The organism is Nocardia sp. NPDC006044 (assembly GCF_042871115.1).
GTDB lineage: Bacteria > Actinomycetota > Actinomycetes > Mycobacteriales > Mycobacteriaceae > Nocardia.
Genome location: NZ_JBIAID010000002.1, coordinates 78,203 through 98,619, shown reverse-complemented (window position 1 = coordinate 98,619; position 20,417 = coordinate 78,203). Strand labels below are relative to the sequence as shown.

24 protein-coding genes are annotated in these 20,417 nt (G+C 68.1%); 9 read left to right on the top strand and 15 right to left on the bottom strand.

The features are described 5' to 3' along the window. The first annotated feature begins 76 nt into the window (after positions 1 to 76). The 5 genes from folP to ACFYO1_RS17975 all read left to right on the top strand — a co-directional run bounded on the left by folP (position 77) and on the right by ACFYO1_RS17975 (position 5,896). Positions 77 to 961, top strand: a complete 885-nt coding sequence (folP, locus tag ACFYO1_RS17995) for a dihydropteroate synthase (RefSeq protein WP_387232098.1) — start codon at positions 77 to 79, stop codon at positions 959 to 961. After that, complete coding sequence (locus ACFYO1_RS17990; RefSeq protein WP_387232096.1) at positions 958 to 1,911, top strand: glucosyl-3-phosphoglycerate synthase; 954 nt, start codon at positions 958 to 960, stop codon at positions 1,909 to 1,911. Before folP ends, ACFYO1_RS17990 begins: the two co-directional genes overlap by 4 nt. Positions 1,912 to 2,190: 279 nt before the next feature. Next, on the top strand, positions 2,191 to 2,658 hold the full coding sequence (locus tag ACFYO1_RS17985; protein WP_387235179.1) for a (2Fe-2S)-binding protein: 468 nt from the start codon (positions 2,191 to 2,193) through the stop codon (positions 2,656 to 2,658). After that, positions 2,655 to 3,656 carry an FAD binding domain-containing protein gene (locus tag ACFYO1_RS17980; protein ID WP_387232094.1) on the top strand — a complete coding sequence of 334 codons (1,002 nt, stop codon included), beginning with the start codon at positions 2,655 to 2,657 and terminating at the stop codon, positions 3,654 to 3,656. The genes ACFYO1_RS17985 and ACFYO1_RS17980 overlap by 4 nt, the downstream gene beginning before the upstream one ends. Then, on the top strand, positions 3,653 to 5,896 hold the full coding sequence (locus tag ACFYO1_RS17975; RefSeq protein WP_387232092.1) for a xanthine dehydrogenase family protein molybdopterin-binding subunit: 2,244 nt from the start codon (positions 3,653 to 3,655) through the stop codon (positions 5,894 to 5,896). The genes ACFYO1_RS17980 and ACFYO1_RS17975 overlap by 4 nt, the downstream gene beginning before the upstream one ends. A gap of 4 nt (positions 5,897 to 5,900) precedes the next feature. Here ACFYO1_RS17975 and ACFYO1_RS17970 read toward each other — a convergent pair whose 3' ends face one another. From ACFYO1_RS17970 to sigE, 8 genes are all read right to left on the bottom strand, one after another. Continuing rightward, positions 5,901 to 6,977 carry an XdhC family protein gene (locus tag ACFYO1_RS17970; protein WP_387232091.1) on the bottom strand — a complete coding sequence of 359 codons (1,077 nt, stop codon included), beginning with the start codon at positions 6,975 to 6,977 and terminating at the stop codon, positions 5,901 to 5,903. A 147-nt stretch (positions 6,978 to 7,124) separates the two neighbouring features. Beyond that, positions 7,125 to 7,343 carry a hypothetical protein gene (locus ACFYO1_RS17965; RefSeq protein WP_387232089.1) on the bottom strand — a complete coding sequence of 73 codons (219 nt, stop codon included), beginning with the start codon at positions 7,341 to 7,343 and terminating at the stop codon, positions 7,125 to 7,127. A gap of 22 nt (positions 7,344 to 7,365) precedes the next feature. Then, on the bottom strand, positions 7,366 to 7,929 hold the full coding sequence (locus tag ACFYO1_RS17960) for a hypothetical protein (protein ID WP_387232087.1): 564 nt from the start codon (positions 7,927 to 7,929) through the stop codon (positions 7,366 to 7,368). 147 nt (positions 7,930 to 8,076) lie between these two features. Next, positions 8,077 to 8,934 (bottom strand): hypothetical protein, encoded by an 858-nt coding sequence (locus ACFYO1_RS17955; RefSeq protein WP_150402328.1) that lies wholly within the window; start codon positions 8,932 to 8,934, stop codon positions 8,077 to 8,079. A gap of 82 nt (positions 8,935 to 9,016) precedes the next feature. Next, a complete protein-coding gene (tatB, locus tag ACFYO1_RS17950; RefSeq protein ID WP_387232085.1) occupies positions 9,017 to 9,433 on the bottom strand; it encodes a Sec-independent protein translocase protein TatB in 417 nt (138 codons plus the stop codon). A 101-nt stretch (positions 9,434 to 9,534) separates the two neighbouring features. Then, positions 9,535 to 11,085: a trypsin-like peptidase domain-containing protein gene (locus tag ACFYO1_RS17945; RefSeq protein WP_387232083.1), complete on the bottom strand. Its 1,551-nt coding sequence runs from the start codon at positions 11,083 to 11,085 to the stop codon at positions 9,535 to 9,537. Positions 11,086 to 11,095: 10 nt separating this feature from the next. Continuing rightward, complete coding sequence (locus ACFYO1_RS17940) at positions 11,096 to 11,485, bottom strand: hypothetical protein (RefSeq protein WP_387232081.1); 390 nt, start codon at positions 11,483 to 11,485, stop codon at positions 11,096 to 11,098. A gap of 63 nt (positions 11,486 to 11,548) precedes the next feature. Beyond that, on the bottom strand, positions 11,549 to 12,211 hold the full coding sequence (gene sigE / locus ACFYO1_RS17935; protein ID WP_387232079.1) for an RNA polymerase sigma factor SigE: 663 nt from the start codon (positions 12,209 to 12,211) through the stop codon (positions 11,549 to 11,551). 291 nt (positions 12,212 to 12,502) lie between these two features. On the opposite strand from sigE, the gene ACFYO1_RS17930 reads away from it, so the two are divergent. From ACFYO1_RS17930 to ACFYO1_RS17920, 3 genes are all read left to right on the top strand, one after another. Beyond that, positions 12,503 to 13,141, top strand: a complete 639-nt coding sequence (locus tag ACFYO1_RS17930; protein WP_150402856.1) for an O-methyltransferase — start codon at positions 12,503 to 12,505, stop codon at positions 13,139 to 13,141. A 62-nt stretch (positions 13,142 to 13,203) separates the two neighbouring features. Continuing rightward, a complete protein-coding gene (locus ACFYO1_RS17925; RefSeq protein ID WP_387232077.1) occupies positions 13,204 to 13,443 on the top strand; it encodes a hypothetical protein in 240 nt (79 codons plus the stop codon). Between the two features lie 293 nt (positions 13,444 to 13,736). Further along, the gene (locus ACFYO1_RS17920; protein ID WP_387232076.1) at positions 13,737 to 13,961 is read left to right on the top strand and encodes a hypothetical protein; all 225 of its coding nucleotides are present in this window, start codon (positions 13,737 to 13,739) and stop codon (positions 13,959 to 13,961) included. On the opposite strand, the gene ACFYO1_RS17915 is transcribed toward ACFYO1_RS17920, so the two are convergent. From ACFYO1_RS17915 to glgC, 3 genes are read right to left on the bottom strand one after another with little or no spacing between them, the layout of a single operon-like run. Beyond that, on the bottom strand, positions 13,939 to 15,102 hold the full coding sequence (locus tag ACFYO1_RS17915) for an MAB_1171c family putative transporter (protein WP_387232074.1): 1,164 nt from the start codon (positions 15,100 to 15,102) through the stop codon (positions 13,939 to 13,941). The genes ACFYO1_RS17920 and ACFYO1_RS17915 overlap by 23 nt on opposite strands. Positions 15,103 to 15,109: 7 nt before the next feature. Beyond that, positions 15,110 to 15,610: a hypothetical protein gene (locus ACFYO1_RS17910; protein ID WP_387232073.1), complete on the bottom strand. Its 501-nt coding sequence runs from the start codon at positions 15,608 to 15,610 to the stop codon at positions 15,110 to 15,112. A gap of 45 nt (positions 15,611 to 15,655) precedes the next feature. Continuing rightward, a complete protein-coding gene (gene glgC / locus ACFYO1_RS17905; protein WP_378716625.1) occupies positions 15,656 to 16,870 on the bottom strand; it encodes a glucose-1-phosphate adenylyltransferase in 1,215 nt (404 codons plus the stop codon). Between the two features lie 138 nt (positions 16,871 to 17,008). Between glgC and glgA the strand changes: the two genes are divergently transcribed. Beyond that, positions 17,009 to 18,166 (top strand): glycogen synthase, encoded by a 1,158-nt coding sequence (gene glgA, locus ACFYO1_RS17900; protein WP_387235176.1) that lies wholly within the window; start codon positions 17,009 to 17,011, stop codon positions 18,164 to 18,166. Positions 18,167 to 18,298: 132 nt separating this feature from the next. On the opposite strand, the gene ACFYO1_RS17895 is transcribed toward glgA, so the two are convergent. The 4 genes from ACFYO1_RS17895 to ACFYO1_RS17880 form a co-directional block, all read right to left on the bottom strand. Then, positions 18,299 to 19,174 (bottom strand): putative RNA methyltransferase, encoded by an 876-nt coding sequence (locus tag ACFYO1_RS17895; protein ID WP_387232071.1) that lies wholly within the window; start codon positions 19,172 to 19,174, stop codon positions 18,299 to 18,301. Beyond that, positions 19,161 to 19,328 (bottom strand): DUF3117 domain-containing protein, encoded by a 168-nt coding sequence (locus tag ACFYO1_RS17890; RefSeq protein WP_011211259.1) that lies wholly within the window; start codon positions 19,326 to 19,328, stop codon positions 19,161 to 19,163. Before ACFYO1_RS17890 ends, ACFYO1_RS17895 begins: the two co-directional genes overlap by 14 nt. A gap of 141 nt (positions 19,329 to 19,469) precedes the next feature. After that, entirely contained in the window at positions 19,470 to 20,078 is a 609-nt protein-coding gene (locus tag ACFYO1_RS17885) for a DNA-3-methyladenine glycosylase I (RefSeq protein ID WP_387232069.1), read from the bottom strand. Then, positions 20,075 to 20,395 carry a DivIVA domain-containing protein gene (locus ACFYO1_RS17880; RefSeq protein ID WP_387232067.1) on the bottom strand — a complete coding sequence of 107 codons (321 nt, stop codon included), beginning with the start codon at positions 20,393 to 20,395 and terminating at the stop codon, positions 20,075 to 20,077. The genes ACFYO1_RS17885 and ACFYO1_RS17880 overlap by 4 nt, the downstream gene beginning before the upstream one ends. Between the last annotated feature and the right edge of the window lie 22 nt (positions 20,396 to 20,417).

Genomic DNA, 20,417 nt, shown 5'->3' with positions numbered 1-20,417 from the left:
GACCTGAACGCCAATTGCGCGGCACCGACTTGTATGGCCTAAGTTCGCGGAGAGGCGGGTTAGCTACAGTCGGGGGATGTTCAGTACCACCGCAACGCCGCTTCCTACCTTATGCGGCAAGCCGGTGGCGACCGATCGGGCGCTGGTGATGGCGATCGTGAATCGCACCCCCGATTCGTTCTACGACAAAGGTGCCACGTTCACTGACGAGGCGGCCATGGCGGCCGTCGCCAGGGCGGTCGTCGAGGGCGCGGATCTGGTCGATATCGGCGGGGTCAAAGCCGGGCCGGGATCGCTGGTCGACGCGGCCGAGGAAACGCGGCGGGTGGTCCCGTTCGTCGCGGCCATCCGGGCGAAGTACCCGGAGTTATTGATCAGCATCGACACCTGGCGGGCCGAGGTGGCGCTGGCCGCGGTCCGGGCGGGCGCGGACCTGATCAACGACACCTGGTCCGGCGCCGACCCCGACCTGGTGTCGGTCGCCGCCGAACAGGGCGTCGGCCTCGTGTGCAGTCACACCGGCGGGGCGGTCCCGCGCACCCGGCCGCATCGTGTCCGCTACGCCGACATCGTGGCCGAAGTGACCGATACCTTGGTGCGCGCGGCGGAGAACGCGGTCGCGGCGGGGGTGCGCGCGGATTCGATTCTGATCGATCCGACCCATGATTTCGGCAAGAACACTTATCACGGGCTCGACTTGTTGCGCGGAGTGGACGTTCTTGTAAATACCGGGTGGCCAGTCCTGATGGCACTGAGCAACAAGGATTTCATCGGGGAGACTCTAGGTGTCGATCTTTCCGAACGGTTGGAGGGCACATTGGCAGCAACAGCTTGGTCGGCGGCCGCCGGCGCCCGAGTCTTCCGCGTCCACGAAGTCGCCGCGACCCGGCGGGTGGTGGACATGATCGCCGCGATCCAAGGCATCCGGCCCCCAGCACGCACCCTGCGAGGTTTGGTATGAAATTCCACCACCCCCACAGCCGCGAAGACCGCCCCCCGTGGGCGACGACAAACACCTGGGACAGCCCCCACTGGTCGGTCGACGAGCTCGTCGCCGCCAAAGACGGCCGCACCGTTTCGGTGGTGCTGCCCGCGCTGAACGAAGAGAACACCGTCGCCGACGTGGTGGGCAGCATCATGCCGCTGCTCGGCACCCTGGTCGACGAGCTGATCGTGCTCGACTCCGGCTCGACCGACGCCACCGCCGAACGGGCACTGGCCGCGGGCGCCGAGGTGATCACCCGCGAGCAGGCGGTGCCGGAGCTGGATCCGGTGCCGGGCAAGGGCGAGGTGCTGTGGCGCTCGCTGGCCGTGACCAGCGGCGATCTGATCGCCTTCGTCGACTCCGACCTGATCGACCCGGATCCCGAATTCGTGCCGAAACTGCTCGGACCGCTGCTCATGGTCGAGGCGATGCACCTGGTCAAGGCGTACTACCGCAGGCCGCTGCACCAGGGGGGTGCGGTGGACGCCCACGGCGGCGGCCGGGTCACCGAGCTCGTCGCCCGGCCGCTGCTCGCCGCGCTGCGCCCGGAGCTTTCCCAGGTGCTGCAACCGCTCGGCGGCGAATACGCGGGCACCCGCGAGTTGCTGACCTCGGTCCCGTTCGCGCCGGGCTACGGCGTGGAGATCGGGTTGCTGCTCGATACCTACGACCAGCTCGGGCTGTCCGCGATCGGCCAGGTGAACCTGGGCGTGCGCACGCACCGCAACCGCCCGCTGGCCGATCTCGGCGTGATGAGCAGGCAGATCCTCGGCACCGTGCTCGGTCGCAGCGGCGTGCAGGACTCCGGGGCCGCGCTGACCCAGTTCCCGCTGGTCGGTGACGCCTTCACCGCGCAGAGCACCGAGGTGTCGCTGGCCGATCGGCCGCCGATGAAGACGCTGCGCCCCGAGTGGGCGGCTGCCTGACCGATATCTCGACGCGCGAACCCGGGTGCCCGCGGTGCCCGGGTTCGTTGCGTGCTGCCGAAAACCATGCGCCGACAAAGGATGCGATCTGCTCGTTCGGTAGTTAGCGAGCATGGTTGCTGAGTGGACGCTAGAGTGTTGTTTTGGTCTTACGTTCGCATTCTGTACTTCAAGACGCCGTCCATCGCGCGCTCATGAGCAGGAGATACGTTTATGACTATCGGTGAGCTACCCAAGCAGGGCACGCGGCAACCAGAGTTTGCCGGTCCCGACTACACGCTGGCGACACTGCGGGTGAACGGCCACGTTTTCCCGGTGGCCTTGGAACCACGGGTCAGCCTGCTCGACGCCCTCCGCGAGTACCTCCGGCTCACCGGCACCAAGAAGGGGTGCGACCAGGGGGCCTGCGGCGCGTGCACGGTCTGGGTCGACGGCAAGCGCGAATTGTCCTGCCTCACCTTGGCATTGAGCGTGGAGGGGCGTGAGATCACCACCATCGAGGGGGTCGCGAAGGGGGAGGAGCTGCATCCGGTGCAGCGCGCGTTCATCAGCTGCGACGGCTTCCAATGCGGGTATTGCACGCCGGGACAGATCATGTCGGCGATCAAATGCATCGAAGAGGGCCACGCCGGTGACGACGCGGAGATCGCCGAATGGATGAGCGGCAATATCTGCCGCTGCGCGGCGTATCAGAACATCCGGGACGCGATAAGGAGCGCGCGCGACGAGATGGGTGAGAACCGGTGAAGCCCATCGCGTTTGCCCGCGCCGAGACGGTGGATCAGGCGCTCGCCGCGGTGGCCGCCCGCCCGAATACCGTATTCCTCGCGGGCGGAACCACTTTGGTGGACATGCTGCGGATCGGCGCGATGGAACCGGACAACGTCGTCGATATCAACCGATTGCCGCTCACCGAGCTCGAGCACCGGCCCGATGGCGGCCTGCGCATCGGCGCGCTGGTCCGGATGAGCGAGGTGGCCGCCGATCCCGTTGTGGTGGAACGCTTTCCGTTCCTGTCCATCGCCCTGTGGAAGGGCGCGTCCGCGCAGATCCGCAATATGGCGTCGATGGGCGGCAACCTGATGCAGCGGGTGCGCTGTCCGCAGTTCCGGGATACCGCGTTCGACTGCAACAAGCGGGCGCCGGGCAGCGGATGCGGTGCGCACGAGGGGCTGCACCGCGGCAACGCCGTCTTGGGTACCAGCGAGCACTGTTTCGCCATGCACCCGTCCGATATGGCGATTCCGCTGACCGCGCTCGACGCCGTGGTGCATGTACAGGGGCCGCGCGGCGCCCGCGCCATCGCGTTCGACGATTTCTTCCTGTTGCCCGGTGACACACCGCATCTCGAACATCCGATCACCGCCGACGAGCTGATCGTCCGCATCGATGTGCCGCCGTTGCCGTTCGCGGTGAACTCGCATTATCTGAAGGTGCGCGACCGCGAATCCTATGAGTTCGCCGCGGCTTCCGCGGCGGTCGCACTGGATGTGGCGGACGGTCAGGTGCGCGATGTCCGCATCGGTCTCGGTGGGGTGGCGACCAAGCCGTGGCGGGCCAGGATGGCCGAGGCGCTGCTGGTCGGCAAGCCCGCGACGCGGGAGAACTTCGCCGCGGCGGCCGCCACCGAGCTGGCCGCCGCCGATGACAGCCATGCGATGAATCGGTTCAAAATCGAACTGGCACAACGCACCATGGTGCGCACCCTGGAGATCGTCGCCGAGCGGCTGGGAGGCGCGAAATGAGCGCACCCGCCGTTCCCGGGCTGGTCGGCCAGGGACTGGACCGGATAGACGGGCACGCCAAGGTCACCGGAGCTGCCCGCTACACCGCCGAGATCCCGATGCCGAATGCCGCCTACGGCGTGCTCGTCGGCGCCGAGATCGGCAACGGCACACTGACATCCATCGATGTGAGCCGGGCGTTGCGCGCCGGCGCGGTCGCGGTGCTGACCCACGAGAACCTGCCGAAGGTCCCCGCGGTGCCGCTGCTGCCCTCGATGTTCGGTCAGCCCGCACCCGGACAGACCTTCTTTCCTATGCAGGACACCACGATTCACTACTTCGGTCAGCCGATCGCGGTGGTCGTCGCGGACACCTTCGAGGTCGCGCAGCAAGCCGCCCGCCTGGTCGAGGCCACCTACGACGCGCGACCCCCGCTGGTGCGCCTGGACGACGGACGCGACGAGCAGTACCTGCCGGACAGCATCTTCGCCGGTCAGATCCCCGCCGCCCAGTCGCGCGGTGACTTCGCGAGCGCGAGCCGGGACGCCGCGCACACCGTCGACGCGACGTTCCGGTTCGCCGCCAATCACCACAATCCGATCGAATGCTCGGTGACCGCCGCGATGTGGAACGGCGACTCGGTCACCGTCTACGACGCCACCCAGGGCATCGTGGCCAGCCAGCTGACTATCGCGGCGCACCTCGGCATCTCGCCGAGCAAGGTGCGGGTGGTCACCGACTATGTCGGCGGCGGGTTCGGCGCGAAAGCCATGATGTGGCCGCACGTGACGCTCGCCCCGTTGATCGCGCGGGAACTGGGCCGGCCGCTGCGGGTGATTCTGAATCGCGAACAGATGTTCTACGGCACCGGATTACGTGAAGAGCAGGAACAACGGGTCACCCTGGTCAGCGACGCCGACGGGCGGTTCACCGGGCTGCGCCACCACAAGCTCTCCGTCACTTCGCATTTCGACGACTGGGCCGAACCGTCGCTGGAGGTCGCGAGCAAGGCGTACGGAATTCCGCACTGGGAGGGGCAGTATCGGCTGATCAAGGGCAACACGATGACGCCGACCTTCATGCGCGGGCCGGGCGAGGCGTCCGGCATGGTCGCGCTGGAATGCGCCATCGACGAGCTGGCCGAACAGCTCGGCGCGGACCCGGTGGAACTCCGGCTGCGCAACCACGCGGCCGTCGATCCGGAGAGCGGAAACCCGTGGAGCTCCGACGGTTACGTCGAATGCCTCCAGCTCGCCGCCGAGCGGTTCGGCTGGGACGGCCGGATCCAGACCCCCGGATCGCACACCGACGGCCGCTGGCTGCTCGGCTGGGGCGTCGGCACGGCCGGTTACCCGGTATACGAGCCCGGACAGCCGCAGCGCGCCCATGCCCGGCTGCGGTCGGACGGCTCACTGGTCGTGCAGGCCGGCACGCAGGAATTCGGTACCGGTGTCGCGACCGCCATGTCGCAGGTCGCCTGCGACGCCATGGGAATGCCGTTCGATCGGATCCGCTTCGAGATCGGCAATACCGACTATCCGAACATCGCGGCGACCGTCGGCTCGATCGGTGCCAGTGCGGTCAGCTCCGCGGTGCACACGACGTGCACGCAACTGCTCGCCCAGCTCATCGAGATCGCGGTCGCCGATATCGACTCGCCGCTGCGCGGTCGCACGCCCGAGGAGATCGAAGGCGTCGAGGGCGTGCTGCGGCTCGTCGACGATCCGTCGGTGACCGACGCCTACGCCGATGTGCTGGAGCGCAACCACCTTTCGGACATCGAGACCACCGGCAGCTGGCGACCGGCCTCGCCCGCGGCGCCGTACGGGAAGATGAGCTTCGGTGCCCAGTTCGCGGAGGTCGCGGTCGATCCGGAGCTGGGGTTGATTCGAGTGCGCCGCATGGTCGGCGCGTTCGCGCCCGGGCGGGTGCTCAATATCAAGCTGGCCCGCAGTCAGGTGCTCGGCGGTATGAATTGGGGCATGTCCCAGGCGCTGATGGAGGGCTCGCTGCCGGACACCCGGGACGGCCGCTGGGCCAACGCGTCCCTGCTGGAGTACCTGCTGCCGGTCAACGCCGACGCACCCGAGGTCGACATCTCCTTCGTCGAGGTCGACGACACCGTGGTGAACCCGTTGGGCGTCAAGGGAATCGGCGAACTCGGCATGATCGGCGCCGCCGCCGCCATCGTCAACGCCGTCCACCACGCCACCGGCCGCCGCCTCCGCGACATCCCGCTGCGCATCGAGCACCTGCTCTGACGGCTCAGCGGTGGATGGGGCCGGTGGTGCGATCGAGTGGGCGGGCCGAGGCGTTGCCTCGGTCGGCGAGGATCTGGGCGGCGATGGAGATCGCGGTCTCGTCGGGGGTGCGGGCGTTGAGGTCCAGGCCGAGTGGGCTTTTCAGCCGGGCCAGCTTGCTCTCGGTGACGCCTGCGGCGCGCAGGCGGTCGGTGCGTTCGGCATGCGTGCGGCGGGAACCGAGGGCGCCGACGAAGGCGATGTCGTCGATATCCAAGGCCGTCGCGATCGTCGGCACATCGAACTTGGTGTCGTGCGTGAGCACGCAGACGACGGTGCGCCCGTCGATGCGCCCCGCCTCGTGCTCCGTGCGCAGATACCGGTGCGGCCACTCCACGACGACCTCGTGCGCGGACGGGAATCGCGCCGCAGTAGCGAAGGTCTCGCGAGCGTCGACCACGGTCACCCGGTAGCCGAGTTGCCGCCCGGTGCGGCTCAGTGCGCGGACGAAATCGTTGGCGCCGGCCAGGATCATCCGTGCGGGCGCGCCGAACACCTGCACGAAGACGCGTGGACGAGGGGAGGCGTCGATCTCGCATTCGTCGGCGCCGACCACCCCGCTGCGCCCGGCGGCGAGCAGTGCGAGCGCGTCCCGATCTACGTCGTGCCACGTATCTTGCGACCCGGCCGCCAGCAGCTTCCACTCCGCGGTGGTATCCAGCCTGGTCGCCAGCGCCACGGGCACGCCGCTCGCGATCCGCTCCCGCAGCGCGGACAGCACCGGGACCTGATCCGGCCCCAGCCGTTCGACGAAGACCTCGATCTCCCCACCGCAGGTCAACCCCACCGCGATGCCGTCACCGTCGGCGTACCCGAACCGGTCGGTCACCGCATGCCCGGTGGCCAGCACCTGGCGTGCCGATTCGACGACCGCGGCCTCCACACACCCACCCGACACCGACCCGAACACCTCGCCGGAGCCGGTCACGATCATCGCGGCACCCAGCTCACGCGGCCCCGGCCCGGTCGTGTCCACAACCCGCGCCAAGGCCACCGGCCCCCGCCCCGCCAGCTTTATCAATTGCTCGAGCATTGCGCGCATCAGCACGGTTCCTCTCTCGAGCGAGCACACACCGGAGTAGACCGGGCCCCTCCCAGCCTAGCTATCCGAAAGCTATCCGGCCGCGCGGCACCGCACACCTGCTGATTTCGCGCATACCGAATCGCCGACTATCGCGGGTGCGGGAAATCAGGACGTGTGCGGCTGATTCGAACCCGCCGACACGTGGTCGGCGAGGCGTTCCTCGGCCTCCGTCGGCGCGGGGTTTCCCTCTTCGGCGAGTCGCGCCTGCAAGGCGGCGACGGTCAGTTGTCCTGGCGACTTGGCCGGCCGTCTCAGCACGGTGACGACCAGGATGAGCAGGCCGAGCGCCAGGACGGCGCCGCCGACTGTGACGAGCAGATTCATCACTGCCTCCTCTGGTCACGCATCAATCCGACGTCTCGCGGAGCGCGAGGCCGGGTGGGACCGTGCCGGTACGGAAGTAGACGGCGAAGATCTCGGCCGCGTCCTCGGCCGTGAATACCTCGTCCGGATAGATCCACGGCGCGGGCATGCTTTCCGGAACCTGCACGCAGATACCGGGTTCGCCGTCGTGACCGGTGCCGCGGCCGACGACACATCGGCGCGCCACACCGTCGAGGACGGTGCGCAACTCGATGACCAGCGCGTCGGCCGAGCCGATGCACTGGAGGTAGTTCCCCCCGGGAGCGGAGCTGATCGCGGGGGTGATGTCGGCGGAGCGCATGGGCGCGGGCAGCCGGGACAGCTGGATCGAAAAGCGGTGGTAGCCGTCCAGCCTGCGCAGCGGGCGCAGGAAGTTGTCGATGGTCTCGCCCGCGCCGATGAACAGCTTCAAGCGGTCGCTGTAGGTGACCCGGTGGGTGGTGACGATCGGGTCGGCCGCATCGACAGCGCCGGACTGTGTCGGCTTCGGCCGCACCGTCCGGATCGTGGGTGCGGAACTGGCCGCCGTCGAAAGTTCAACACTCATCGAGCTCACCTATCACGCATAGTTACCTTCTAGCTATTCAAGCATTGCATCAACATTTCCCGAACGGAAGAGGCGAGTGACCCGCGACACAATTCGGTCACGATGATCATCGGCAGCGTTCGGCCACGCACCGGCGGCCCGCGTTTTTCAGCGACGAATACCCGGTGCGGGCAAACGGTTTTCGGGGTCGTGCCGATAGACCGGCGTGAGCAGCTCGGCTTCCAGGGGTTCACCGGTCGCCCGATCGAACCGGCAGGCCACCAGCACCGAGAACAGGTGGGTGCCCGCGCGTTCGTGCAGGGTGGCCAACCGGGTGGCGAGCAACCGGATGGCACCGAGCGAGCCCGGCGGGTGCATGCCGTCGATCATCAGCACCGAACCACGCCCGTCCGGGCGCGGTAGCCGGGCCAGGTAGGCGATGTCGTGTGGATCGGGACCACCCGGCCGATAGACCCGGCGCGCGGCCCGATCCTCGATGCCGCGCCGCGCGTCGCCTGCCCTGGCCACCGCGCGCCGGAGCCGCGGGTCGGCGGCGATCAGCTGCCGCACGCTCGGCGAGAGTTCCGGCCCGCCCAGCACGATCAGGCCGTCCCGATTCAGGTCCACCGGTCGCCCGGGCAGGAAGTGCTCGACCGAAGCGGTGAAGCCGAGCTCGCGGAGCAACTCGACGAGCCGGTGCGCCGCCGCGGGATCCGGTGCGCCGATCACCCGGCCCGCGCGCACCTCCGGCACCAGCACCGTGAGCGTCCCGTGCCCGAAGAACAGACCCTCCGGCGCCGGACCCTGCGTGCTCACCTGATGGATGCGCGCACGGGAAAGTCCGGCTGCCGCACCGATTCTGGCGAAGGTCCAGCCTTCGGCGTGTAGCTCCCGGATGACCGCACGACGGATCCTGGTTAGCTCGTTGATGGTCTGCTGGGCCGCAGCCACACCATCGGTGGCCGCTTTGAGTCGCTCGACCTTGTCTTCGATTGCGAAAACGCGCGCCACGTCATCGGCCGACATGTGGGAAGTCTAGACAGCTGGACAGGGCAAAGTGTCTAGAACTCTTGACACTGCACCCTTTTCGTGACGCAGTGACGCCAGGTCACGTTGCGTCTGTGTCGATCGGGGGACGTTCGTTGCGTTCCAACGGCTTTTCCAGTTTCGGCATCGGAAAGTCCGGCATGCCGCTGTTGGCGCCGAGGAAGTCCTTCTTGTCCGGCAGCGCGTCCTCCATGTTGCGGAAGATCGAATCGTCGCCGTTCAGCAGGTGTTTGGTGACCATGCCGCGCGGCGTCATGCCGCGCAGTTCGTTCAGGTCGGCCAGCGGCTTGCGCAGATCCTCGAACTCCGGACCGAGCTCCTCGCGCAGTTGCGAGGTCGCGCCACTGGCGTAATCGCGCACCTGCCGCAGGCTGCGCGTGGTCCAGCGAACCGCGCCGGGCAGTCGCTCCGGTCCGAGGATCACGAGGGCGGCGACGAGCAAGATCATCATCTCGCTCCAGCCGATATTGCTGAACACCTAATCAGGCTACCGGTTCGCGGAGGCGATCTCGCATCGAGTGGTGTGGGGAGCCGCGGACGAACCGCAGGCAGTCGCCTTACCGGCGACCGCCCGCGCGATCAATCGGAGCCGAGGGTCGCCGACACGTCGACGAGGCGGCCGTCCCGGATCAGTTGCACGGTGACGGTCTTGCCGATCTCGTTCAACTGTTCGGCGACCGTCAGTTCCTCGGCGCTGGTGACCTCACGATCGCCTACCTTGACGATCACGTCGTTCTCGACGATCCCGGCCCGGTCGGCCGGCCCGCCGGCTACGACATCCGCCACCTGGGCGCCGGCGAAAACCTCGTTGCTGACTGTTTTGTTCCGGCTGGACACCCCGAGCGTGGCGTGGTGCACCTGGCCGTCCCTGATCAGGATCTGCGCGACCTGGGTCACCCGGTCGACCGGGATGGCGAAGCCGAGGCCGACCGAGCCGCCGGTCTCGCTGCGGATGGCGGTGTTGATGCCGATCACGCGGCCTTCCATGTCCACCAGCGCGCCACCGGAGTTGCCGGGGTTGATCGAGGCGTCGGTCTGCACCGCGTCGATCACCGCGTTCGTGTCGCTGCCCTCGCCCTGGAGTTTCACCGGGCGGTGCTGGGCGCTGACGATGCCGGAGGTGACGGTCTTGCTCAGGCCGAGGGGCGAGCCGATGGCCAGCACCTCGTCGCCGACCTGAACGTCGCCGGACTTGCCCAGCCTGGCCACGGTGAGGTTCTTCACATCGACCTTGAGCACGGCCAGGTCGGACTTGGGGTCGCGGCCGACGATGTGCGCGGGCACCCTGGTGCCGTCGGAGAACTGGACCTGGATGACGGCCCGGTTGGACTTGTCCTGAGCGGCCATCGAGACCACGTGATTGTTCGTCGCGATGTAGCCGAGGCCGTCGATCACCACACCGGAGCCGGTCGCGCCGTTGTCGCCGACGGTGACCCGGATGGACACGACGGCGGGCAGCACGGCGTTGGCGACCTTGGCGATCTGGCTGTGCGGCTGGGTGGTGTCGGAGCTCTGCTCGAGCGTCGCGTTGCGCGAAGTGAGAGTGGAGCCCTGTTCGGCCGTCAGCCTGCCGACCAGCCCGCCGAGCACGCCTATGGCAAGTGCGACCAAAGCGAGCAAGGCGAGCGCCTTGGGGGCGACCCTGGCGCCGAAGAGAACCTCACGCGCGCTGAGGCGTTGCGCCTGCGGCAGCGGCTGGGCTTTCGGGGTCGGCACCGCGGGGGCGCCGAGGCGGGCGGCGGAATCCGGATCACGCCACGGGTCGACCGGGCCCGCGACCGGTGCGGCGCCGTCGGCCGCGTCGGGATCACGTTGCAGCAGTTCGGTGGAACCGTCGGGACGACCGAACGCCTCGGCGAGCACGGCATCCGGCGGGCGGTTCTGCACGTCCGGTCCCGGCGCCGGCTGCGCGCCGCGCGGCAGCGGCTCGGCGAACGACCCGCGCTGGCCGGCCGGCCTGCGGAAGGCCTGCGCGGTGTGGTTGTCGACATGCGGACGGTATACCGGCCGGGGGCCCAGGACGGGCGCGTCCGGCGGCCTCAGGGTGCCTCTGTCGGCCGCCTCGCCAGCGCTCGGCTCCGCCGCGCCGAGGCGTGCTGTGCCTGTGGTTCCTTCGCTCCGCTCCGTCACGGGGGAAACTCTACTTGCGCCACCACGTTGTCCACCGAGTCGCGGCGAACGAATCGGTGAGAAAGCCGAAAACTGCCTCGTTGCGCGGAGTCCCGGTGGTACCCGATGTTTGGCTCGACGCGGCGCCGGGAAGATCGGCGAGCGGAATTCGGGTCAGGCTGTCGTGCAGGCCGTGCGGAATCGAGATCGGGCCCGACTGGCGCAGCGCGATACGCGCCTGCTGCTGTGCGTCGACCTCGGCCGCGCATTCCGGGCACAGAGAAAGATGCTGGGCGGCACGCAGATAGGCATTCATCCGCAACTCGCCGTCCACATAGGCCGCGATCGCTTCGCTGGCCAGATGCTCGGTGGGACGAAAACGAGGCGGACGACGACCGGGCGTGCTGGAGTCGCCACTCATTCGGTGCTCACCCTTCCAACCGACATCATCCGAACCGTGGGGTGATGCCGGCTTTCGTCCAGCTCACCCGATACTTGCCGCGTCAGCGGCGAACCGCTGCTCACTTCCATTATGCGCAAGGTAGTCGCGCAGTGCCTGCCGCCCGCGATGAATCCGGCTGCGCACGGTGCCGAGTTTCACGCCGAGCGTAGCGCCGATTTCCTCGTAGGAGAGTCCTTCGATGTCACACAGCACCACCGCGGCGCGGAATTCCGGCGCGAGCGAATCGAGCGCGCGCTGCAGATCCGGGTCGAGGCGGGCGTCGTGATAGGCCTGCTCCGGGTCGGGACCCTCGGACGGGACCCGGTCGTAATCCTCGGGCAGCGCTTCCATCCGGATGCGGTTGCGGCGCCGGACCATGTCCAGGAACAGGTTCGTGGTGATGCGGTGCAACCAGCCCTCGAAGGTGCCCGGCTGGTAGCTGGACAGCGAGCGGAACACCCGGATGAAGGTGTCCTGAGTGAGATCCTCGGCGTCCTGGGCGTCGCCGGAAAGACGGTAGGCAAGACGGTAGACACGGTCGGCGTGTTCGCGGACCAGGTCGTCCCAGGACGGCATGGCCGCCCGGTCACCGGTGGCATCGAAAGCAGCGGTACCGGTCAGATCGGCGGCCTCCTCGGCGGCGTCGGATTCGATCGGCAGAATCTGCTCTGGCAGGGTGGCGTGCTCACGCGCCGCATCGACCATGTGGATGGGGCTACCTCCTACTAGGGACCGTAAACTCGGAACCAGGCTCCGATCCGAAATCTCTTTCGGGCCGGAATCCGTTACGTTGGGATACAACCGACAAGATGTCTGTCGTTGTTCCCGCGTCCCGTGTCGAGCCGGTCTGTTGGTCTTGCGTTGCCCATACTCTTTCCTGTCCGGATATGGCCTGGATATGGAGATGCTGAGGGACACCTGAGAAAAACTGCGCGGAGATTGCTCGGCGGGGCGAGTAGTTCGGAACGCCCATACCAGGCGCCCAGCATTAACCTCATAGGCGTGGCATCGAATTTGGAGCGAAATCTCGCCTACGTGGAGGAATCCGTCGTGGAAGACGAGATCCTCGTCAGCGCGCGCGAACGGTCCACCGAACTCGGTGCGGTGCCGGTGCCACCGTCGGTGGGGGCGCTGCTGAGCATGTACGCGCAGCTGCTGGACGCCAAAGCCGTGGTGGAGGTGGGGACCGGCGCGGGGATCAGCGGACTGTGGCTGCTCGACGGCATGCGCGAGGACGGCACGCTGACCACCATCGATTCCGAGCCGGAGCACCAGCGCGCGGCGAAGGAGGCGTTCCGCGCCGCGGAGATCCCGCCCGCGCGCACCCGGCTGATCAACGGCCGCGCGCTCGACGTGCTGCCCCGCCTCGCGGACGGCGCCTACGACCTGGTGTTCATCGATGCCGCGCCGCTCGAGCACCCGCAGTACGTCACCCAGGCGGTGCGGCTGCTGCGCGCCGGCGGCGCGATCCTGCTGCACAACGCGCTGCTCGGCGGGCGGGTACCCGATGCGGCACAACGGGATCCGGCCACCCAGGCGGTGCGGGCGGCCACCCGGGCGATCGCCGAGGACCCGGAACTGACCAGCGTGCTGATTCCGGTCGGCGACGGATTGCTCTGCGCTTCGCGCGGTTAGTCCGTACCGACATCGCGGTTTCCTGCTCGCGCGCGGGGTATTCCGCCTGCGGAGGTATCGCAATGCGTGGGCACGAACTGTTCGAAATCGGCCACATCGGCCACACCGTCTTCGAAACTCGATCGAGTTGGTTGCGGCCCGCGCTCATCTTCTTCGCGTTGATCATTCTCGCCGCGGTGATCGCGATGGTGGCGGTGAGTAACGCCGATTTCGATACCGGCCCGGCGAAAGTCACCCCGACGCACGGATCGTGCGAACCGTTCTGTACCGCCTCGCCCGCTCCGCCGGTGCCTAGCCGGTAGCTCGTCCCGGTGTGGGACATGTCACGGAATACGAAGTCCCGCAACGGATGTACGATGACCGGTTCGCCTTCGAGAGGTCGGGTCCGCGGCGGGGAGGCCGATGACGGACGCGCACGAAGGCAAGCCGGATCGCTGGTGACCGACCCGGGAGGGGTGGGCCGGTCACCGGCGCCGTTCCGCCGGGTGGACCAAACAGCTACATCGCGGCGACGCGAGGCGCATGCTGCTCAGAGCACGTCCGACAGCAGAGCGGTGCTGCCCGGCGACGGGTATGCGGAAGAGGTGCGAGCCGAGTGCTCTACTACATCCTGAACAACAGCAACAACGATGACGACGGTCGCCCGCAGATTCACTGGGGTGGCGCGATGGTCGCGTTCGCACTGGTTCTGGTCGCCGCCGTGCTGGTGGTCTATCTGGTCAGCACGGCCGACTTCGGTCAACCGTCGAAATCCACGGTGCCGCGCACGCCCGGCCCCTGCGCGCCGTTCTGCCCGGCTACGCCCGCGCCGCGGCTCTGATCGCGGCGGCGTCCACCAGGGCGCGCGCCCGCGACCACTGCGCGGCGATGGCGGCCAGCTCGGCCGCCTCCTGCGCCAGATTGTCCCCGGCGCAGTGCTGCAACGAACCGGTGCCCGCCGGTGCGTCGCCGCGGGTCTTGGCGGCGCAGGCGAGGGTCAAGCGCACGGCCAGATCCAGTGCTTCGCGCTGCGCGCCCGCCGCGGCGATCTCCGCGCGCAGGTCCGCCGGCGTGGGCGTGGCGTGCCTGGCCAGGATGAGCACACTGTCCCGGATCTCGATGACGGTGCGGTGCAGGATGTACCGGTTGCGGTGCGGGCCCACCGGCGTCGCGGTGCGATGCACGATTTCCGGGCAGGCCGCGGTGAGGTCGAACCACAACGGCAGCAATCGCTTTCGGCGCCGTGACCAGGCGTCGAGCTCGGTCGCGTCGATGAGCCGGGCCAGCACCGGTACCGCGCCGATGCCGAGGAACGGCAGTGCCTGGAAGAACACGGCGTTGTTGTCGATGACGAGTTGCGCTCGGGTCAGCCCGCTTTCGTGGCCGAACGCGCGCAGGCCGGCGCTGACCAGGGTCAGGCTGAACATCAGGAACACCGTGCCACTGGCGCCGAGCACCATGGCGTGCAGCGTGCGTTCGTCGCGGTCGTGCTGCTTGCGCAACTCGGCCAGGCAGACGCCGCCGAAGTAGAAGACCATCCAGTAGGACATCGGCGCCAGCGCGAGCCAGAAGCCGAACTGCCCCCATCCGGGCTGCTCGTACATCGTCTGCGGGCTCGGCCCCTGAGCCAGTCCGCTGCACAGCAGCGCCACCGCACAGGACCCGCCGGCGAGCGCGTAGACGGCGGCGGCCGACGGCGCGCGGCCGAGCATCGCGGCGGCGAGCAGCAGGCTCGCCGCCGTGGTGAACATGAACCCGATCGCGCCGAGCTGGTAGATCAATCCCTCGCTCAGGTGGCCGCCGGTGAGTGTGCTGAGCTGGTGGCGCAGCGTCGGTTCGTGCGTGGTGAGGATGACGGTCAGCAGGGCCAGCAGCATATTGAAGCGACGTTCGACCAGCGACGTGCGGAACCGGAGCAGGCGGACGATCAGCAGGAACCAGGCGGTCAGCGTGATCGGCAGGGTGACGGCGCTCGGCAGCATCGGCCCGCTACCGGTGGAAGATCGCGCGGCCGAGCACGGAACCCGAACGGGGCGCGTCGGTTTCCGACATCACCAGCGAGGCGAACAGCTCCGCCTGGCTCTCCAGGATGTCGTCGTAGTCGGTGCGGGCCAGCACGCGCAGCACGATCTCGGTGTCCAGTTCGGTGAACAACTGGCGCAACGTGCGCAGGTGCGCGGACGGGGAGACGTAGCCCGCGTGATCGAGCAGCAGGTGCGCCAGCTCGTGCAGCACGATGTGGTCGGTGTGATAGCCGGAGCTCGCCGCGTCGTAGGCGACGGCGAAACTGTCCGGCCGTTCGATGACCACCCCGCAGGGAAAACCCTTCGCCGTCAGCTCGGGCTGGGGCAGCAGCATGATCGGCTTGCCGAGTCGCGTCGCGACATGATCGACGAACGTCGCCAGGCGCCACGGCCGTGGAATATCGAGCGACGCGACGAGGGCACGCACCTGTCTCAGCGCGGGATCGGACTGCGCGCGCCTGATCATAGGACCAATTTTGCGGCCCGAATGTTCGTGCTGTCCAATGTTTCGCTACACCCAGACGCCCTTGCCGACGGTGACAACGCCGCCATTGCTGACCGCGAACCGCTCGCGATCGCGCTCCAGATCGACCCCGATGATCTCGCCCTCGCCGACCACCACGTTCTTATCCAGGATCGCCCGGCGCACCACCGCGCCCCGGCCGATCCGCACGCCGGGCATCAGCACGCTGCCCTCGACGGTCGCGCCGTCGTCGATCACCACGTTCGAGCTGAGCACCGAATTTCGCACCGTCGCGGCGGACAGGATGCTGCCCGCGCCGACGATGCACTCCTGCGCCAGCCCGCCCTGGGCGAACTTGGCCGGCGGCAGGTTCTCCGCCGCGCCGCGGATCGGCCAGTGCCGGTTGTACAGGTTGAACACCGGGTGCACCGAGACCAGGTCCATGTGCGCGTCGTAGAAGGCGTCGATGGTGCCGACGTCGCGCCAGTAGCCGCGATCGCGTTCGGTCGCGCCGGGCACCTCGTTGTCGGCGAAGTCGTAGACACCGGCCTGTCCCGCGGACACCAGCGACGGAATGATGTCGCCGCCCATGTCGTGATCGGAATCGGAGTTGTCCGCGTCCGCCTTGATCGAATCCACCAGCACCTTGGTGGTGAAGACATAGTTGCCCATTGACGCAAAAGTGACATTGGGATCGTCGGGCGTGCCGGGCGGATGCGCGGGCTTCTCCAGGAACTGAGTGATCAGGCCGGACTCGTCGGAGTCGATGCAACCGAACGCGCTGGCCTCGCTGCGCGGCACCCGGATCCCGGCGACGGTGACGCCCGCGCCGGACTCGATGTGATGGTTGACCATCTGTTCCGGATCCATCCGGTACACGTGATCCGCGCCGAAAACCACGATGTAGTCGGGGTCCTCGTCATAGATCAGGTTCAGCGACTGCATGATCGCGTCGGCGCTGCCGGTGTACCAGCGCGGACCGAGACGCTGCTGCGCTGGCACCGGCGTGATGTATTCGCCCCCGAAACCGGACAGCCGCCAGGTCTGCGAGATATGCCGGTCCAGCGAGTGCGACTTGTACTGCGTGAGCACGCACAAGCGCAGGAAACCCGCGTTGACCAGGTTGCTGAGCACGAAATCGATCAGTCGGTACGCGCCGCCGAATGGCACCGCTGGTTTGGCACGATCCGCCGTGAGTGGAAAGAGTCGCTTGCCCTCGCCACCGGCGAGCACGATCCCGAGTACGTGCGGCTGGCTCCTCACACCTGCCAAACTACCGGGTAACCGGCGCGCGAGTGGCCTCAGCGGAGGTGAACGTCTACTTTGAACCTGGTGAGTTTCGGCACGGACACCGGGCGCTCGACGGCGGATTCCGGCGCGCACGACCGGCTTCGGGTCGCGATGCTGACCCGCGAGTACCCACCCGAGGTATACGGCGGGGCCGGGGTACATGTGACGCAATTGACCGCCCAGCTGCGCCGGCTGTGTGAGGTCACCGTGCATTGCATGGGTGTCGCGCGCACCGATGCCGTAGTGCACCAACCCGATCCGCAGCTCTACGCCGCCAACGCCGCGTTGCAGATGATGTCCGCGCAGCTGCGCATGGCCGACGCCGCCGGACACGTGGACGTCGTGCATTCCCATACCTGGTACACCGGCCTGGCCGGGCACCTCGCCGCGACGCTCTACGGCATCCCGCACGTACTCACCGCGCATTCGCTGGAGCCACGCCGGCCGTGGAAGGCCGAACAGCTCGGCGGCGGCTATCGGCTGTCCTCGTGGTCGGAACGCAACGCGGTCGAACACGCGGACGCGATCATCGCGGTGAGCGAGGGCATGCGCCACGACGTGCTCGACGCCTACCCCGCGGTCGACCCGGACCGGGTTCACGTCGTGCACAACGGTATCGACGCCGGCGTCTGGTACCCGGGACCGGTGGCGGCCGGCGCGCGGCCGGTGCTGGCGGTGCTCGGGGTGCGCACGGACCGGCCGATGGTGGCGTTCGTCGGGCGGATCACCCGGCAGAAGGGCGTCGGGCACCTGCTCGCCGCGGCCCGCGACTTCGATCCGGATATTCAGTTGGTGCTGTGCGCGGGCGCGCCGGACACCAAGGAGCTGGAAGCCGAGACGGCCGCCGCGGTCGAGGAGTTGCAGCGCAGCCGGGGCAATGTGTTCTGGGTGCGGGAGATGCTGCCGACCGAGCAGATCCGGCAGATCCTGGCTGCCGCGACGGTGTTCGTGTGCCCCTCGGTGTACGAGCCGCTCGGCATCGTGAATCTCGAGGCGATGGCCTGCGCGACCGCGGTGGTCGCCTCGGATGTCGGCGGCATCCCCGAGGTGGTGGTCGACGGCGGCACCGGCCGTCTGGTGCACTACGACCCGGCGGCGACCGAGGACTACGAGCGCGCACTGGCCGCAGCGATCAACGAGGTCGCCGGCGATCCCGTGCTGGCCGCCGAGTTCGGCGCCGCCGGGCGTGCGCGAGCCATCGCGGAATTCGATTGGTCCAAGATCGCGGAGCAGACCGTCGATGTCTACGAACAGGTCCGCAAAGCCTGAGATCCGGGCCGCGTCCGCCCGGTGAGACCCTCATCGAGCCGAGTCATGCGGTCGCTGAAAGATCTTCAACAGCAACCTTTGACTCGACTCGATGCCAGAGCGGGCAGGCCGTGCGCGCGGACTCCGACGGAGTCAGGGGGCGGGTGGGGTGTTTCGGTCGCTGTGCAGATAGGTCGACACCACGACTGAGGCGGTGACCTCGGTGATGTCGGGGAGCGTGGCGATGCGTGGGTTTTCGGCCATTGTGTGGTGGGCGGAGGGGCCCATGCCGACGATGTTGGCCACGTCGGCGCGGGTGAGTTTCATCGGGTACTCGACCAGGACGCGATTGGTGGCGGTGAAGTGGCCGGACATGGCTGTGTCGAGGCGGCGATCCTTGTCCGGGTCGACGGTCACCATGCCGAGCGGGCCGATCAGTTCGCGCAGGTGATGTTCGGTGGGGGTAGCGACGACGAATCGGCCGTCGTCGGCGAGTACGCGCGCGACCTCGCCCGGGTTGCGCGGCGCGAACACCGACAGCACGGCGCGCAGGGCGCCATCGCGTACGGGCAGCCCACGCCAGGCGTCGGCCAGGACCGAGGCCGCCCGCGGATGAGCGCGGGCACAGCGCTTGGCGGCCGGTTTGGCCACGTCCAGCGCGATGCCCGAAGTAGCAGGTGCGGCGTCGAGCGCACCGGCCAGGTAATAGCCGGTGCCCGCGCCCACCTCCAGTACGGTGCCGGACGCATGCTCGTCCGGCCCGACCGCCGCTGCTACCGCGGTGGCGATCGGTGCGAAATGTCCCCCACCTTGAAAGGTGGCACGCGCGTCCAGCATCGCCGCGGTGTCACCGGTCATTTTGGTCGACGCGCCGGTCAGCAGGCTGACATAGCCCTGCTTGGCGATGTCGAAACTGTGCCCGTGTCCACAGCGCAGTACCCGATCACGCGGCTCGAGTTCGAGCGCGCATTCCGGGCAAGCCAGCAGACCGGCCACAGCGGCCAGCGCCGAGGTATCAGCTGGTGACACTCTTCAGTTCGTCGCCGAGCGCCGCGGCCTCGTCCGGCGTGAGTTCGACGACCAAACGCCCGCCACCCTCGAGTGGAACCCGCATGACGATTCCACGCCCTTCCTTGGTTGCCTCGAGGGGACCGTCCCCGGTACGGGGCTTCATGGCCGCCATCCTCTGCTCCCTCCAGATCTGCGCGATATGCTGCGCACTTTCTTGGAACTCCAGTTGTCACCAACCAGCGAGCTCGCCGGCATTTGGCGAGCTACACCTGTCCCATTCTTCCCTATCGCGGATGTGGACGGATACCTGAGTTCAAAAAGTGACCGGTCGGACTGTGTCGGACACGTCACTGCCGACCCAGCAATCGGCCAGGTGATCGTCTACCATTCCGGTCGCCTGCATCATGGCGTAGGCCGTGGTCGGGCCGACGAAACGGAACCCGCGCCGCTTCAATTCTTTTGCCAGAGCTACGGATTCGGGTGTGCTGGCGGGCACGTCGGCACCGGTTCGCGGGCGTGGTCGCGGGTCCGGCGCGAACGACCAGAGCAGCTCGTCCAGGCCGATATCGAGGTCGCGAGCAACCCGGGCGTTGCCGATCGCGGCATCGATTTTCAGCCGGTTCCGCACGATGCCCTGGTCGGCGAGCAACCGCGCCACGTCGGCGTCGCCGAACTCGGCCACCCGCTCGATCGAGAACCCGGCAAACGCCGCCCGGAACGCTGGCCGCTTACGCAGGATGGTGATCCAGGACAGCCCCGACTGGAACGCCTCGAGACACAGCCGTTCGAAGAGCGCGTCGTCGCCGTGCACCGGCTTTCCCCACTCGAAGTCGTGGTAGTCCCGGTACAACTGGGTTTCCAGCGGCCAGGCGCAGCGGATCCGGCCGTCGTCCTCGGCGACGGCCAGGGCGGCCGGGCTCATTTCGATTCCGGCGCGACGGGGGTCTGCCAGCGCGCGGCCTGCGCCTCGGCCAGTTGATGCTGTAGTTCGTCGATCCGGGCGGCGAGGCGGGCCAGCGCCCAGTCCACCTCGGACGCCTTGTAACCGCGCACCACCTGCTGGAACCGCAGCGCCCGGACATCGGTGCCAGCGATTCCCTCGGCGGGCAGCACGGTCGCCGTGGTGCCCTCCGGCAGCGGCCCGAGCTCCTCGGCCCGGCCGAATACCGCACTGGCGAGCAGGAACAGCACCGCGGCGACGAGACCGACGATCAGCACGTACAACAGCAACGTGAGCATGACCCCGAGCTTATTGCCACCC